Raw genomic sequence first — 14,632 nt, 5'->3', positions numbered from 1 at the left:
CGTTCGCCACTAATCCCCGCCCGAAAGCGGTTCATCGTTCGACTTGCATGTGTTAAGCACGCCGCCAGCGTTCGTCCTGAGCCAGGATCAAACTCTCCGTGAATGCTTTTCACGGGAGCGGAACAACCGGAGGAATAGTCCGGTCGTTCACAGCGTCCTCGCTGTGTGTTTCAAAGGAACCTCAACCCGGTCGGAGATCCGATCAGGTCGGGGTATCAACATATCTGGCGTTGACTTTTGGCACGCTGTTGAGTTCTCAAGGAACGGACGCTTCCTTTGTACTCACCCGAGATTCACTCTCAGGCTTTCCTCCGGGCGCTTTCCCTTCGGTCTTGCTTTTCCGACTCTATCAGATCCTTTTCCGATCCGATTCCCTGTCGGCGGGAATTGCCGGGGCCGACCGGCTTTCGCCGTTCCGGCCTTTCGACATTCACTACGTTAGCCGATTTCCCTGGTGACTCATAATCGAGTCGGGCGAGCCTGAATTCGGGCATGCGGGCACACCTGAATCCGCCCCGCTCGGGGTGGTCGTCGTAGTGGGTTGCCGCTCCGGCCTTCCGGCACATGCCGTACTGGGTCAAGCGGCTCGGGACACACTACGCATCCGCCCGGGGCAAGTCAACTCCCGGTCCCGCCCCTCTCGGCCCGCAACGACAGGCAACCGGCCGGGGGTCCCGCCCGGTCGGCGGGCCCCCCGTTCCGTATGCCGGCCGACACCCCGGTGCCGCGCGATCGGGTGCTCAGAGGCCTCCGCACCGGGGTCTCCGGCGAGGGCGGGGTCTCCCCCGGCGCTTCCGGGCCCCGAACCGCGCCGCCGTACCAGCGGGCCGTGAGCCGGACGCACGGCGTGTCAGGCTCCGTCGGCCGGTCTGGCTCGCGGGCTCAGCCGGTACGCCGACACCGTTGGATCACCGGCGACGTGGAACCGGTGTTGCCAGTCGTGGGCCCTGCTCACGCCCACCCGGGGACCCACCCGGATGAGCGCGGCCGATACGGGCTCACCCTCGGACAACACGACCGAGGAACCCTTCAGGAGGTCCGCGCCGCCGTGCTCTCCCGTGATGCCGAGTGCCCGGCAGAAGTTCCCCGGGCCCCGGGCGAGCCGCGCACTCTCAACCCCCTCCCCTCGCCGCTCGCGCGCCAGGTCCTCCCCCTTGACGACCCTGCCCGCCCGGATGAGGACGGCCGAGGCGACGCCGTTCGTCCCGGTGACGACGTTGGCGCACCAGTGGAGACCGTGGGACCGGTAGACGTACAGGTGTCCCGCGGGTCCGAACATGACGGCGTTACGGGGTGTCCGGCCCCGGTAGGCATGGGAGGCCGGGTCGGCCGTACCGGAGTACGCCTCGGTCTCCGTGATGGCGACGCTCACGGTCCCCTCGGGGGTCTCACAGGTGAGGACGGTCCCGAGCAGCTTGGGGGCGACTTCTTCGGCAGGATGGGCGAGGAAGTCGACATTCATGCCGAGCCCCTTGAGATGCCGTGGGTGGAGTGGGCGTACGCGTTCCCCGGCGGTCCGGACATCACGTCGTTGCGCGGGGTGCGGCCCCGGTGGGCCTGGGAGCCGGGGCCGTCGGGGGCCTTGGTCCCGGTCGGGCGGAGGGCGATCGGGCCGTCGGGGGTGGTCGGGACGCGGACGCCTCCCAGGAGACCGGGGGCCACGTCGAGGACGGGGCGGTCGAAGAGGGTCCTGGGCAGGGGCGTACGGTCGGGCGCGATCATGTCGTCCGAGCGTAACGCACGTGCGCGGGACGGGGGATGATCCTCGGAGCACCGCCCGCCAGGGGGCGGGACGTGGAACCGGCCGCGGGCCGGCGGCGTTTCCCGTGGTGTGACCCGAGGGGTCAGTGGCAGAGCCGGAGAGGGAGAGACATGGGGTTCAAGAAGCTGCTCGCGAGCCTGGGGGCCGGCGGGGCCTCGGTGGAGACCGTGCTGAGCGAGGACAACGTCGTGCCCGGCGGGGTCGTCCAGGGCGAGGTCAGGATCCAGGGCGGCTCCGTCGACCAGCGGATCGAGGGGCTGTCGGTGGGGCTCCAGGCCAAGGTCGAGGTGGAGAGCGGCGACAACGAGTACAAGCAGGACATCGAGTTCACCAAGGTGCGGCTCGGCGGTGCCTTCGAACTGCGGGCCGGGGCGGCGCACACGGTGCCGTTCGGGCTGGAGATCCCCTGGGAGACGCCGGTCACGATGATCGACGGGCAGGCCCTGCGCGGCATGCACATCGGCGTGACCACGGAGCTGGAGATCGCCCGCGCCGTGGACTCGGGGGACCTGGACCCCGTCAACGTGCACCCGCTCCCGGCTCAGAAGGCCATCCTGGACGCGTTCATCCAGCTCGGCTTCCGCTTCAGGAGCGCGGACATGGAGCGCGGCCACATCCGCAACACCCGCCAGCGGCTCCCCTTCTACCAGGAGATCGAGTTCTTCCCACCGCCGCAGTACCGGGGGCTGAACCAGGTGGAGCTGAGCTTCGTGGCCGACGACCGCGCGATGGACGTCGTGCTGGAGATGGACAAGAAGCCGGGACTGTTCAGCGAGGGCAGCGACACCTTCCGTTCCTTCCAGGTCGGGCTCGACGACCACGGCGGGACGGACTGGGCCGCGTATCTCCACCAGTGGCTGTCGGAGGTCGGCGGCAAGCGCAACTGGTTCTGAGGACTGTCCGACAATCCCCGTCCGCCTCACGGCACGACGCACGCACCCGCGCCGCGCCGGCCCCAGCCCCGCGTACGTCCCGTACGAAGGCCCGGGGCCGGAGCGCCGAGAGCACGCACCTGACGCCGTGCGTCCGCCCCGAGGACGACGACGGCGGTCGTCGGACGGGCCCCGGCCGCGCCCGGGGCCGCGCCTCCGCGGCGGCCCGGCCCAGCGGCGGACCGGGCCGGGTCGCCGCCGGCCGCGCCGCGCGCGGGCCCGCACGGCGGCGCGGGCCGGGGGAAAGGGCCTAGGCTCGGTCACCTCCGCATCCTTGATCAGGAGGTACCGAGGTGTCCGAGGCGAAGCGGCGTCCGCTCCCCCACGACTTCCACCCGCCCGTGCCGTCGTTCACGGTCACCAGCGACGACGTCCGCGAGGGGGTGCTGAAGGACGCCCAGGTGCAGTCGGGCGGCGACACCTCGCCGCACCTGCGGTGGGAGGGCTTCCCCTCCGGCACCGGGAGCTTCGCGGTGACCTGCTACGACCCGGACGCCCCGACCGGCAGCGGATTCTGGCACTGGGTGGTCTTCGACATCCCGGCCTCGGTGACCGAGCTGCCGGCGGGCGCGGGCAGCGGTTCGTTCGCCGGGCTGCCCGAGGGCGCCGTCCAGGTGCGCAACGACTACGGCGACCGGGAGTTCGGCGGCGCCGCCCCGCCGCCCGGGGACGGTCCGCACCGCTATGTGTTCACGGTGTACGCGGTGGACGGGGAGAAGCTCGGCCCGGACGCCGACGCGACGCCCGCCGTGGTCGGGTTCCACCTGCGCTTCCGCGCGATCGGGCGGGCCCAGCTCATCGGTGAGTACGAGGTGCCCGCCGGGAACTGAGTGTTCCCGGCGTTCACACAACGTTTGCCCGCCCCTGGTTCTGGAATGGATCAGGGGTGGGCATTTTTGTTGCCGGGGGTCCGGGAGGGAGTGCCCTCCCCGGAGCAGCAGATATTGCGTTGTCCATCTCGGCGTGCCCGGCCAGAGTTGACCCAGCCCGCCAGGGGGTGGGTCGGTGCGCACGAGAGGTGGGCTGGTATGCGGGACACGCTGGTGCTGAACGCGAGCTTCGAGCCGTTGTCGACGGTGACGTTGAACCGAGCCGTCGTTCTGGTGCTCCAGGACAAGGCCGTCGTCGAACAGGCCCACCCCTCGCTGCGGATGCGGGGAGCCGCGCTCGACATACCGGCGCCCCGGGTGATCAGGCTCTGCCAGTACGTGCGGGTGCCCTTCCGAAGACGCGCCCCGTGGTCGAGGCGGGGGGTGCTGGTCAGGGACCGGCACCGGTGCGCGTACTGCGGGAGGCGGGCGACGACGGTCGACCACGTGGTGCCGAGGTCGCACGGCGGGCAGGACACCTGGCTCAACACGGTGGCCTCGTGCGCGGAGGACAACCACCGCAAGGCGAACCGGACGCCGGAGCAGGCGGACATGCCGTTGCTGCGGCTGCCCTTCGAGCCGACGCCCGCCGACGCGATGCTGCTCACCCTGGCCAGGGAGGACCTGGAGGCGCTGCCTGAGTGGCTGCTGCTGAGCGCGGCCTGAGCGCGCCCCGCGGATCTGCCGGAGGCCCGCGGACACGGCCGCCGGGAGGGACGACGCCCCCGCGCCCCTGAGGGCACGGGGGCGTCCCGCCGTCCAGCGGGGCCGTCAGTCGATCGAGGGCTTCTCGCGGCGGTCCTGGGACGGGAGGCCGGCGCCCGGCGCGGGGGTCGGGGCGCCGCCCATGGGGCCGAGGTTGCCGAAGGCGCCGGAGAGGCCCTTCAGGGCGTCGCCGATCTCGCTGGGGACGATCCAGAGCTTGTTGGCGTCGCCCTCGGCGATCTTCGGGAGCATCTGGAGGTACTGGTAGGAGAGCAGCTTCTGGTCCGGGTCACCGGCGTGGATGGACTCGAAGACCGTGCGGATGGCCTGGGCCTCGCCCTCGGCGCGCAGGGCGGCGGCCTTGGCCTCGCCCTCGGCGCGCAGGATCTGGGACTGCTTCTCGCCCTCGGCGCGCAGGATCTCGGACTGCCGCACGCCCTCGGCCTGGAGGATCGCGGCGCGCTTGTCGCGGTCGGCGCGCATCTGCTTCTCCATCGAGTCCTGGATGGAGGTGGGCGGCTCGATCGCCTTCAGTTCGACGCGGTTGACGCGGATCCCCCACTTGCCGGTGGCCTCGTCGAGGACGCCGCGCAGGGCCGCGTTGATCTCCTCGCGGGAGGTCAGGGTCCGCTCCAGGTCCATGCCGCCGATGATGTTGCGCAGCGTGGTGACGGTGAGCTGCTCGATCGCCTGGATGTAGCTGGCGACCTCGTAGGTGGCGGCCCGCGCGTCGGTCACCTGGTAGTAGATGACGGTGTCGATGTTGACGACCAGGTTGTCCTGGGTGATCACCGGCTGCGGCGGGAAGGGCACGACCTGCTCGCGCAGGTCGATGCGGTTGCGGATGGTGTCGATGAACGGGACGACGATGTTGAGGCCCGCGTTCAGTGTCCGTGTGTAGCGTCCGAAGCGCTCCACGATGGCGGCGCTCGCCTGTGGAATGACCTGAATGGTCTTGATCAGGGCGATGAAGACCAACACCACCAGGATGATCAGGACGATGATGATCGGGCCCATCGATTCCCCGTACCCTTCTCCGCCTCGGCGCTCGGGCAGAACCTCGTGACGCACGGCGGTGGCCGTGGGACCGGCCGCGCGTGCTGCGATGACTGCTGATTCTACGGCTGTTGAAGATCTTGCTGGTCGAGTCTGACAGAACGGCGTCTGTCCCGGGGGGAGTTCGGGCCACTCGGGCCGGGCGGGCTCACATCACGATGGCGGTCGCGCCCTCGATGTCGACGACGTCCACCTCCTGGCCCGGTTCGTAGGAGCGGGCGGTGTCGAGGGCGCGGGCCGACCAGACCTCGCCGGCCAGCTTGACGCGCCCGCCGGAGCCGTCGACGCGTTCGAGCACGACGGCCTGTCTGCCCTTGAGGGCGTCCACCCCGCTGGCGAACTGGGGCCGTTGGGAGCGGTGCCGGGCCGCGACGGGGCGCACGACCGCGATGAGCGCGACGGAGACGAGGACGAAGACGAGGACCTGGACGACGAGGCCGCCGCCCGCCCCCGAGGCGATGGCGGCGGCGACCGCGCCGACGGCGAACATCCCGAACTCGGGCATCGCGGTCACGACCAGGGGGATCCCCAGCGCCGCCGCGGCCACGAGCCACCACACCCACGCGTCGATGTCGTTCACACGGTCATGGTAGGTGCGCGGACCTGCCGGGGACAGGGCGCACGGGGGGCGGCTCAGGACAGGGGGAGCCCCTGGGCGGTCCAGCGGTCGCCGACCTGTTCGACCACGAGGGGCAGGCCGAAGCAGAGGGAGAGGTTGCGGGAGGTCAGTTCGAGTTCCAGGGGGCCGGCGGCGAGGACCTTGCCCTGACGGATCATCAGGACGTGGGTGAAGCCCGGCGCGATCTCCTCGACGTGGTGGGTCACCATGATCATGGAGGGCGCGATGGGGTCGCGGGCGAGGCGGCCGAGGCGGCGCACCAGGTCCTCCCGGCCGCCGAGGTCGAGACCGGCGGCGGGCTCGTCCAGGAGCAGCAGCTCGGGGTCGGTCATCAGGGCGCGGGCGATCAGGGTGCGCTTGCGCTCGCCCTCGGAGAGGGTGCCGAAGCGGCGGTCGAGGTAGTCCGTCATGCCGAGGCGGTCGAGGAAGGCGCGGGCGCGCTGCTCGTCGACGTCCTCGTACTCCTCCTGCCAGCCCGCGGTCATGCCGTAGGCGGCGGTGAGCACCGTCTGCAGGACGGTCTGGCTCCTGGGCAGCTTGTCGGCCATGGCGACGCCCGCCATGCCGATGCGCGGGCGCAGCTCGAAGACGTCGGTGCCCGGGGTGCCGAGGGTCTCGCCGAGGATGGTGGCGGTGCCCTTGCTGGGGTGGACGTAGCTCGACGCGACGTTGAGGAGCGTGGTCTTGCCCGCCCCGTTGGGGCCGAGGATGACCCAGCGCTCGCCCTCCTTGACCGACCAGGAGACCTGGTCGACCAGAGCCCGGCCCTCGCGGACCACGGATACGTCCTGAAGATCCAGAACATCGCTCATGAGCGCAGTGTCTCCCCTTGCAGCAGTGTGGCCGGTCTCGGCCGTCGCGTACGCCTGTGGCTCGGGCGGCGGCGCCGGTGGGCGCAGCCCTCTAGAAATCTACGCCACCGGCCGGGCGGGCCGTTCCCTCGGTCCTGTCCTTAGGGTGGGGGGATGCTTTCGGAACCTCGCGCAGGGCGCCTCGCCGCCTGGGGAAATGCCCTTCTTGCCGGACTTGTCTCGCCGGACGACGCGGTGCTCGCGGTGGTCGGTGACGACACGGTGCACCGGGTGGCGGGGGTGCCGGGTGAACCGGGCCCGGTGGGGCTGACGCTGGCCCTGGGGCGGCTGCGGGCTCTCGGGGTGGACGGGCTGCGGGTGGCGCTGCCGGCGCCGGGGCATCCGCTGGGGCTGAGCGGACCGCCGGAGTTCAACGCGCGGGCGCTGGAGGCCCGGGAGGCCGTGGTGTGCCGGGGCGCGGCGCTGGGGCTGGTGCCGGAGGTGTCCGGGGTGGGGCCGGCGGGCGATGTGCGGGTGGAGGTGCTGTGGCACTGCCTGCCGGTGCGTGAGGCGCCGCCGGCCGACGTGCCCTCGCTCGGGGAGGCCGAGCGGGAGCTGGCGGAGGCGCTGCGGGAGGCGACGGAGACGCTGACGCGGCTGGACGTGGCGGGGTCGGGGCCGGTGGCCGAGGCGGCGGTGGCCGCGTACCGGGCACGGACCGAGGCGGACGGCGAGGTACTGGCGCCGGGGTATCCGCAGCGGGCGGTGCGGGTGCTGGAGCTGGCGCGGCGGGTGGGCGCGCTGGTGGCGGCGGCGCAGGGGACCGGGCACGGCGGCGCGGTGAGCGCGTCGGAGATGGCGGCCCGGGGCGCGGCGCTGCGGCCGGTGGAGCGGACGGCCCGGAGGGCGCAGGTCGCGGCGTACAACTCGGTGGTGGAGGAGTACGGGGGGCGGTGACGCCGGGTCCGGCGGGCGGTGCCCGCGGGCACGGCGGGTACGACACCGCGGTGCCCGCGGGGGCGCGGGGTGCGCGGGGGCGCGGGGGCGCGGGACCGTGGCGGGCCGCCCCCGGGCGCGGGGGTGACGGACGGTGACGGCGGACCGACGGCGGACGGTGTGCGGCCACGCAGGGCGGTGGCCTGCGGCGGTGACCGCCGCGGGCGGTGACACGACGCCCGGCGGTGACACGACGCCCGGCGGTGACACGGCGCCGGACGGTGACGCGGCGCCGGATGACGGGCCGACCCCGCGTGGGCGGTGGTGCGGGGCGGGGATGACGGCGCGGACCGCGCGGTCGGTGGTCGGCGGTGCGTGCGGGAGTGAGGGGCGGGGCGGCGGTGGGGGCCGGCGCGGCCGGGGCGCCTCCCCGCGGAGGGGCCCCGGCGGCCTGGACGGACCGTGGGTCAGCCGTTGAGGCCCAGGTTGCCGAAGGCCGGGTTGAGCACGCCGACCACGTTGACGCTGTTGCCGACCACGTTGACCGGGACGTGCACCGGCGCCTGGACCAGGTTGCCGGAGACGACGCCCGGGGAGGCGACGGCCACCCCGTCGGCGGCGGCGCCGCCCGTGGTGGCGGAGGCCATGCCGGTGCCGGCCGCGAGCAGCCCGCCGGCCACCATCGTCACGGCCGCTGCCTTCTTCAGGTTCTTCACGAGTGAGCCCTCCCTGGGTGACTGCCGCGACGATCGCCGCGGTCCGCCCTGGAGAACGCCGGGCCCCCATGGGGGATACGCCGTCCGGGGGACATTCCCACGACGGTATGAATCTCACACCGCACGGGAACCCCCCGGGCGGCCGGGTCGTTCCCGGTCAGCCGGCCACCCCGTGCCGCACGGCCCACAGGGCGGCCTGGGTGCGGTCCGCCAGGTCGAGCTTCATCAGGATGTTCGAGACATGGGTCTTCACCGTCTTCTCGGACAGCACCAGCGCACGGGCGATCTCCCGGTTGGAGCGGCCGTCCGCTATCAGCCCGAGCACCTCGCGCTCGCGCTCCGTGAGCGCCCCCGCCCGGCCCTGGCCCGTCCCGCCCGTGTCCTGGGAGAGCAGGGCCCCGGCCACCTCGGGCTGGAGCAGTACGTGCCCGGCGTGGACGGAGCGGATGGCGGCGGCGAGCGCGTCGGGGTCGACGTCCTTGTAGACGTATCCGGCCGCGCCCGCCCGCAGGGCCGGGACGACGGTGCGCAGCTCGGTGAAGCTGGTGACGATCAGCACCCGCGCGGGGTGGTCCAGCTCGCGGAGCCTGCGCAGGGCGTCCACGCCGTCCATGCCGGGCATCCGGATGTCCATGAGGATCACGTCGGGGCCGAGTTCCCCGGCGCGGTCGACGCCCTCGGCGCCGTCGGCGGCCTCGCCGACCACCTCGATGTCGTCCTGCACCTCCAGGAAGGTGCGCAGCCCCCGGCGGACCACCTGGTGGTCGTCGACGAGCAGCACCTTGATGGTGTCAGCCACCGGGAACCTCCATCTCGATCGTGGTGCCCCTGCCGGGCTCCGAGTCCACGGACAGGGTGCCCCCGACCCCCGCCGCCCGGTCCCGCATGGAGACCAGGCCCAGGTGGCGTCCGGCGCGGCGGACCGCCCGGGGGTCGAAGCCGCCGCCGTCGTCGCCGACCCGCAGGACGGCCCCGGCACCGCGCCGCCCCAGGGTCACCTCGACCAGTCCGGCCCCGGAGTGGCGCAGGGCGTTGTGCAGCGCCTCCTGGGCGACCCGCAGGACGGCCTCCTCCTGGGCGGCGGGCAGGGCCCTGATCCCCTGGGAGTCGAAGGTCACCCGGGCGCTGTGGGCGCGGTCGAGGACCTGGACCTGGGTGCGCAGGGTGGCGAGCAGGCCGTCCTCGTCCAGGGCGGCGGGGCGCAGCTCGACGACGGCGGCGCGCAGCTCGTCGGCGGCCTCCGCGGCGAGGGCGGCGACCTGCTGCAGTTCGCCCTTGGCGCGGTCCGGGTCGCGGTCGACCAGGGTGGCGGCGGCCTGGGCGGTCAGGCGCAGGGAGAACAGCTTCTGGCTGACCGCGTCGTGCAGCTCGTGGGCGAGGCGGGAGCGCTCCTCGGCGATGGTCAGCTCGCGGCTGCGCTCGTAGAGCCGGGCGTTGGTCAGGGCGATGGCGGCGTGCTGGGCCAGGATACCGAGGAGTTCCTCGTCGTCGGCGGTGAAGCCGCAGCCGCCGTCCGGCTTGGGGCAGTTCTTGTTGGCGAGGAAGAGCGCGCCGATGACCTCGTCGCCGTCCCGGATGGGCAGACCCAGGAAGTCGGCCAGATCGGGGTGGGCGGCGGGCCAGCCCTCGAAGCGGGGGTCCTCGCGGACGTCGGCGAGGCGCTCGGGCCGGGCCTCGCGGAGCATCGCCGCGAGGATGCCGTGCTGGCGGGGCAGGGGGCCGATGGCCTTCCACTGCTCCTCGCTGACCCCGTCCACGACGAACTGGGCGAAGCCCCCGTGGTCGTCGGGGACGCCGAGGGCCGCGTACTGCGCGTCGAGCAGTTCGCGGGCGGAGGCGACGATCGTCTTGAGGACGTCGCCCACCTCCAGGTGCCTGCTCATGGCCAGCAGCGCGGAACTCACCGCGGCGAGGCCGGACCGGGGGCGGTGGCTCATGTCCCCACGGTACCGGCGGGTGCCGACGGCGGGATCGGACCTCCGACGCCCCCCGGCCGGGGCCCGGGACCTAGGCCGGGGGACGGAGAGCGGGGCCTTCGGGGCCCCGCGGCCTCCTGGGGCGGACGGGTCTCCGGAGCGGGCGGGGCCGGAGGCGGGACCCCCGGGGCGGGCGGTCTCCCGCGGGCGCGGCCCGCGCCGCCCCGGCCCGCGCCTCCCCTCGCCGCTCCGCCTCTCCGCCCTCTCCCTTCCCCCGTCTCCCTCCGCCCCGTCTCTCCCCCTCCCCGTCTCCCTCCGCCCCGTCTCCCTCCTCCCCGTCTGTCCCCTCCCCCTCTCCTCACCTTGCTCCCGCCCTATCTCCTCTTCCTACCGCGCGTGCGCGTGCGGGCCCGCGCGGGAAGGAGGTGACGCCGCCCGGGGGCGGGCCGGAGCCCCCGGGCGGCACCCCGGAAATCTCCTCACCCAATGCATTGCTCCAGCAACATTGCGTGAGACGGGAGGGGGGTGCGTGTGAGCCCGCGCATAGGGTGCAGGTCACGTACGAAGCGGGATAGGAGGACGACTCGTCCGTTTTGATCGGGGCGGATGGTCCATTCCGTCCCGTTTCGCCCGACCCTGATCCACTACCCGGGATCGTACGTCACACCTTTGCCATCGGATTTTGCGCTCGCTAAGAATGGCTCTCGTCGCTCAGCGCCGTGGATTCATCCCCCCGAGGCGTTTGTGCCGGAAGCACCCTGTCCCCGCCGGACGAGAGCGACCTCCGCGCCAACCGAGAGGTCATCCCGCCATGTCGAAGAACATCCTCAGCCGTGCTTATCTCCGCTCCCTGAACCGCACCCACCGGCTCGCGTTCGCCGGCGCCGGCACGCTCGGCATCACCGCCGTCACGCTCGCCGCCTTCCCCGCCAGCGGTCAGACGACGACCACGGCCGAGGCCGCTCCCGCGGCCAAGGTGGAGTACAGCAGCTCCGCTCCGGTGAAGAGCGTCCAGGCGTCGATCACCGACCAGCTCGCCGGCGCCGGCCAGAAGGTCGCCGCGATCGAGGCGAAGCAGGGTGCGGACACCCAGCAGCCCGCCACCGGTGACACCCCGGCCGAGAAGGGCGCCGCGAAGAAGCAGGCCGCCGCCGAGGCCGTCTCGAAGCGCGAGGCGAAGAAGGCCACCCGGTCCGCCGAGCGCCCCAAGGCCGCGAAGTCGTACACCAACAACCTCGACGGCTGGATCCGTGAGGCCATGGACATCATGGACAAGCACGACATACCCGGTAGCTACAGCGGCATCCACCGCAACATCATCCGGGAGTCCTCGGGCGACCCGATGGCCATCAACAAGTGGGACATCAACGCCATCAACGGCATCCCCTCCAAGGGGCTGCTCCAGGTGATCCCGCCGACGTTCAAGGCCTACCACGTGCCCGGCACGTCCTGGAACATCTACGACCCGGTCGCCAACATCGCCGCCGCCTGCAACTACGCGGCCGACCGCTACGGCACCATGGACAACGTCGACAGCGCGTACTGAGGTCGGCGCGGACCTCTCGACGCGGACACGTCCGCCGGACGCCGAAGGGCGGCACCTCCCCGACCGGGAGGTGCCGCCCTTCGGACGTGCCGGAGCGGACGGGCGGCCGACGGGCCGGACCCGGTTACTTGCGCATGACCTCGGGCTCGTGGCGGCGCAGGAAACGGGCCACGAAGAAGCCGCAGATCGCGCCGAGGGCGATCAGGGCCAGCATGTCCAGGGTCCAGGCGCCGACGGTGTGCTCCCACAGCGGGTCGGTGTCGGCACCGCTCTCGGGCGGGCTGATCCGGTTGAAGTCCAGCGTGGCGCCGGCCGCCGCGACCGCCCAGCGGGACGGCATCAGGTACGAGACCTGGTTGACGCCGACCGTGCCGTTGAGGGCGAAGAGGCAGCCCGTGAACACCACCTGGATGATCGCGAACATCACCAGCAGCGGCATGGTCTTCTCGGCGGTCTTCACCAGCGAGGAGATGATCAGTCCGAACATCATCGAGGTGAAGCCCAGCGCCATGATCGGCAGGGACAGCTCCAGCAGGGTGAACCCGCCGAGCACCAGTCCCCTCTCGGGGATCTCCCGGCTGGAGAAGCCGATCACACCGACCAGCAGGCCCTGGAAGACGGTGATCATGCCGAGCACGAACACCTTGGACATCAGGTACGCGGACCGGGACAGCCCGGTCGCCCGCTCCCGCTCGTAGATCACCCGTTCCTTGATCAGCTCGCGGACCGAGTTGGCGGCACCGGCGAAGCAGGCGCCGACCGCGAGGATCAGCAGCACCGTGGTGGCGGTGCCGTTCGGGGCTATCCGGCCGCTCGGGTGCACCGGGTTGGGCAGCAGGCCCTTGTCGGAGTTGATGAGCAGGCTCACCGCGCCGAGCACCGCCGGCAGGATCACCATCAGGGCGAGGAAACCCTTGTCGGAGACGATCACCGAGCAGTAGCGGCGGACCAGGGTGGCGAACTGCGACAGCCAGCCCTGCGGCTTCGGCGGGCGCATCGCCTGCATCGGCGGGACCTGCACGGACTGCGGCGCGACGGCGTCGAGGTCCGCGGCGTACATCTGGTAGTGCTGCGAGCCCTTCCAGCGGCCCGCCCAGTCGTAGTCCCGGTAGTTCTCGAAGGCGGAGAAGACATCGGCCCAGGTCTCGTAGCCGAAGAAGTTCAGCGCCTCCTCGGGCGGGCCGAAGTAGGCCACCGAGCCGCCCGGCGCCATCACCAGCAGCTTGTCGCAGATCGCCAGCTCGGCCACCGAGTGGGTGACCACGAGGACGGTGCGGCCGTCGTCCGCGAGGCCGCGCAGCAACTGCATCACGTCGCGGTCCATGCCCGGGTCGAGACCGGAGGTCGGCTCGTCCAGGAAGATCAGCGACGGCTTGGTCAGCAGCTCCAGGGCGACGGACACGCGCTTGCGCTGACCGCCGGAGAGGGAGGTGACCTTCTTGTCCTTGTGGATGTCGAGCTTCAGCTCGCGCAGCACCTCGTCGATCCGGGCGTCGCGCTCGGCACCGGTGGTGTCGGCCGGGAAGCGCAGCTTGGCCGCGTACTTCAGGGCCTTCTTGACGGTCAGCTCCTTGTGCAGGATGTCGTCCTGCGGGACCAGACCGATGCGCTGGCGCAGCTCGGCGAACTGCTTGTACAGGTTCCGGTTGTCGTAGAGGACCTCGCCCCGGTCGGCGGGCCGGTAGCCGGTGAGCGCCTTCAGCAGCGTCGACTTGCCGGAACCGGACGGGCCGATGACCGCGATCAGCGACTTCTCGGGGGCGCCGAAGGAGACGTCCCGCAGGATCTGCTTGCCGCCGTCGACGGTGACGGTGAGGTGGCGGGCGGAGAAGGACACCTCACCGGTGTCGACGAACTCCTCCAGCCGGTCCCCGACGATCCGGAACGTCGAGTGGCCGACGCCGATGACGTCGGTCGGGCCGAGCTGCTGCGAGCCGCCCTTGGGGATCGGCTGGCCGTTGACGTAGGTGCCGTTGTGCGAGCCGAGGTCGCGGATCTCCAGGCGGCCGTCGGGAGTCGCGTGGAACTCCGCGTGGTTGCGGGAGACCTGGAGGTCGGAGACGACCAGGTCGTTCTCCAGGGCACGGCCGATGCGCATGACGCGGTCGAGCGAGAACTGGTGGAACGAGGTCGGGCTGCGGTCACCGTGGACCGGTGGCGCCCCCGCCGCGCCGCCGGGCACCTGCCGGCCGGGACCCGCCCCGGGCGCCTGCTGCTGGACGGGCGCGGCTCCGTGCCGCCCCCCGCCGTACGGCGCGGCCGCGTGCTGCGCGGGCTGCTGCCCCTGGTACTGCTGCTGCGGCTGCTGGTGCGGCGCGGCGTGCGGCGGCTCCTGCGCCGGGGCCTGGGGGGCCCAGCCGGCGTGCGCGCCCTGCGGTGCGTACGGCTGCTGCGGGGTGTGCGGGGCGCCGACGGCGGCCTGGGCACCGCTCAGGGCCAAGCGCGGTCCGTCGGTGGCGTTGCCCAGGTGGACGACCGTGCCGTCGGCCAGCTCCAGCCCCTGCACGCGCCGTCCCTGCGCGAACGTTCCGTTGGTGCTGCCGTGGTCCTCGATGACCCAGCCCCGGCCGTTGAAGCTGATCGTGGCGTGCCGCCAGGAGACCCTGGCGTCGTCGAAGACGACCTCCCCCTGCGGATCGCGTCCGAGTACGTATGACCGGGACGGGTCGAGCGTCCAGGTCCGTCCATTGCATTCCAGTACGAGTTCCGGCACTCCATGCCCCACTGAGTTGTCCCCCGATGTGTGCCCCCGTAGCGGGCGGTCCCAGGGATGTCGAACATCGG

General features: G+C 72.2%; 13 protein-coding genes, 1 rRNA gene and 1 pseudogene. 5 read left to right on the top strand and 10 right to left on the bottom strand.

Translation table 11 applies throughout. The features are described from left to right. The 3 genes and pseudogenes from GTY84_RS07855 to GTY84_RS07845 all read right to left on the bottom strand — a co-directional run. Positions 1 to 103, bottom strand: a 16S ribosomal RNA gene (locus tag GTY84_RS07855); the annotation flags it as partial. 747 nt (positions 104 to 850) lie between these two features. Continuing rightward, complete coding sequence (locus GTY84_RS07850; RefSeq protein ID WP_161225374.1) at positions 851 to 1,462, bottom strand: DNA-3-methyladenine glycosylase; 612 nt, start codon at positions 1,460 to 1,462, stop codon at positions 851 to 853. A 14-nt stretch (positions 1,463 to 1,476) separates the two neighbouring features. Then, positions 1,477 to 1,722: pseudogene (locus GTY84_RS07845) on the bottom strand (DNA-3-methyladenine glycosylase); the annotation flags it as partial. Between the two features lie 150 nt (positions 1,723 to 1,872). Here GTY84_RS07845 and GTY84_RS07840 point away from each other — a divergent pair. From GTY84_RS07840 to GTY84_RS07830, 3 genes are all read left to right on the top strand, one after another. Continuing rightward, complete coding sequence (locus tag GTY84_RS07840; RefSeq protein ID WP_161225372.1) at positions 1,873 to 2,655, top strand: sporulation protein; 783 nt, start codon at positions 1,873 to 1,875, stop codon at positions 2,653 to 2,655. A gap of 332 nt (positions 2,656 to 2,987) precedes the next feature. Then, positions 2,988 to 3,524 carry a YbhB/YbcL family Raf kinase inhibitor-like protein gene (locus tag GTY84_RS07835; protein ID WP_161225371.1) on the top strand — a complete coding sequence of 179 codons (537 nt, stop codon included), beginning with the start codon at positions 2,988 to 2,990 and terminating at the stop codon, positions 3,522 to 3,524. A 198-nt stretch (positions 3,525 to 3,722) separates the two neighbouring features. Next, positions 3,723 to 4,229, top strand: a complete 507-nt coding sequence (locus GTY84_RS07830; protein WP_161225370.1) for an HNH endonuclease — start codon at positions 3,723 to 3,725, stop codon at positions 4,227 to 4,229. Between the two features lie 105 nt (positions 4,230 to 4,334). On the opposite strand, the gene GTY84_RS07825 is transcribed toward GTY84_RS07830, so the two are convergent. The 3 genes from GTY84_RS07825 to GTY84_RS07815 form a co-directional block, all read right to left on the bottom strand. Next, complete coding sequence (locus GTY84_RS07825) at positions 4,335 to 5,285, bottom strand: SPFH domain-containing protein (RefSeq protein ID WP_161225369.1); 951 nt, start codon at positions 5,283 to 5,285, stop codon at positions 4,335 to 4,337. A 187-nt stretch (positions 5,286 to 5,472) separates the two neighbouring features. Continuing rightward, positions 5,473 to 5,904, bottom strand: a complete 432-nt coding sequence (locus GTY84_RS07820; protein WP_161225368.1) for an NfeD family protein — start codon at positions 5,902 to 5,904, stop codon at positions 5,473 to 5,475. 53 nt (positions 5,905 to 5,957) lie between these two features. Continuing rightward, positions 5,958 to 6,755, bottom strand: a complete 798-nt coding sequence (locus GTY84_RS07815) for an ABC transporter ATP-binding protein (protein WP_161225367.1) — start codon at positions 6,753 to 6,755, stop codon at positions 5,958 to 5,960. A gap of 153 nt (positions 6,756 to 6,908) precedes the next feature. On the opposite strand from GTY84_RS07815, the gene GTY84_RS07810 reads away from it, so the two are divergent. Further along, on the top strand, positions 6,909 to 7,691 hold the full coding sequence (locus GTY84_RS07810) for a hypothetical protein (protein WP_161225366.1): 783 nt from the start codon (positions 6,909 to 6,911) through the stop codon (positions 7,689 to 7,691). 446 nt (positions 7,692 to 8,137) lie between these two features. Here the strand turns inward: GTY84_RS07810 and GTY84_RS07805 are convergent, their stop codons facing one another. The 3 genes from GTY84_RS07805 to GTY84_RS07795 all read right to left on the bottom strand — a co-directional run bounded on the left by GTY84_RS07805 (position 8,138) and on the right by GTY84_RS07795 (position 10,323). Then, complete coding sequence (locus tag GTY84_RS07805; RefSeq protein WP_161225365.1) at positions 8,138 to 8,386, bottom strand: chaplin; 249 nt, start codon at positions 8,384 to 8,386, stop codon at positions 8,138 to 8,140. Between the two features lie 157 nt (positions 8,387 to 8,543). Beyond that, positions 8,544 to 9,185, bottom strand: a complete 642-nt coding sequence (locus tag GTY84_RS07800; protein ID WP_161225364.1) for a response regulator transcription factor — start codon at positions 9,183 to 9,185, stop codon at positions 8,544 to 8,546. Beyond that, the gene (locus tag GTY84_RS07795) at positions 9,178 to 10,323 is read right to left on the bottom strand and encodes a GAF domain-containing sensor histidine kinase (RefSeq protein ID WP_161225363.1); all 1,146 of its coding nucleotides are present in this window, start codon (positions 10,321 to 10,323) and stop codon (positions 9,178 to 9,180) included. The genes GTY84_RS07800 and GTY84_RS07795 overlap by 8 nt, the downstream gene beginning before the upstream one ends. Before the next feature lie 790 nt (positions 10,324 to 11,113). Here GTY84_RS07795 and GTY84_RS07790 point away from each other — a divergent pair. Continuing rightward, positions 11,114 to 11,848, top strand: a complete 735-nt coding sequence (locus GTY84_RS07790) for a transglycosylase SLT domain-containing protein (protein ID WP_161225362.1) — start codon at positions 11,114 to 11,116, stop codon at positions 11,846 to 11,848. Positions 11,849 to 11,972: 124 nt separating this feature from the next. Here the strand turns inward: GTY84_RS07790 and GTY84_RS07785 are convergent, their stop codons facing one another. Further along, positions 11,973 to 14,561 carry an FHA domain-containing protein gene (locus tag GTY84_RS07785; protein WP_345943358.1) on the bottom strand — a complete coding sequence of 863 codons (2,589 nt, stop codon included), beginning with the start codon at positions 14,559 to 14,561 and terminating at the stop codon, positions 11,973 to 11,975. Between the last annotated feature and the right edge of the window lie 71 nt (positions 14,562 to 14,632).

It is taken from the genome of Streptomyces sp. SID8352, assembly GCF_009862265.1.
In the GTDB taxonomy this organism is placed as follows: Bacteria; Actinomycetota; Actinomycetes; order Streptomycetales; family Streptomycetaceae; genus Streptomyces.
Note: the sequence above shows the minus strand (reverse complement) of the source record. Positions and strands in the feature narration are given on the sequence as shown.

Bases quoted from the DNA above. Each gene is read 5' to 3' on its own strand.
- GTY84_RS07850 (WP_161225374.1), bottom strand. From the start codon at position 1,462: ATGAATGTCGACTTCCTCGCCCATCCTGCCGAAGAAGTCGCCCCCAAG.
- GTY84_RS07840 (WP_161225372.1), top strand. From the start codon at position 1,873: ATGGGGTTCAAGAAGCTGCTCGCGAGCCTGGGGGCCGGCGGGGCCTCG.
- GTY84_RS07830 (WP_161225370.1), top strand. From the start codon at position 3,723: ATGCGGGACACGCTGGTGCTGAACGCGAGCTTCGAGCCGTTGTCGACG.
- GTY84_RS07825 (WP_161225369.1), bottom strand. From the start codon at position 5,285: ATGGGCCCGATCATCATCGTCCTGATCATCCTGGTGGTGTTGGTCTTC.
- GTY84_RS07815 (WP_161225367.1), bottom strand. From the start codon at position 6,755: ATGAGCGATGTTCTGGATCTTCAGGACGTATCCGTGGTCCGCGAGGGC.
- GTY84_RS07810 (WP_161225366.1), top strand. From the start codon at position 6,909: ATGCTTTCGGAACCTCGCGCAGGGCGCCTCGCCGCCTGGGGAAATGCC.
- GTY84_RS07795 (WP_161225363.1), bottom strand. From the start codon at position 10,323: ATGAGCCACCGCCCCCGGTCCGGCCTCGCCGCGGTGAGTTCCGCGCTG.
- GTY84_RS07790 (WP_161225362.1), top strand. From the start codon at position 11,114: ATGTCGAAGAACATCCTCAGCCGTGCTTATCTCCGCTCCCTGAACCGC.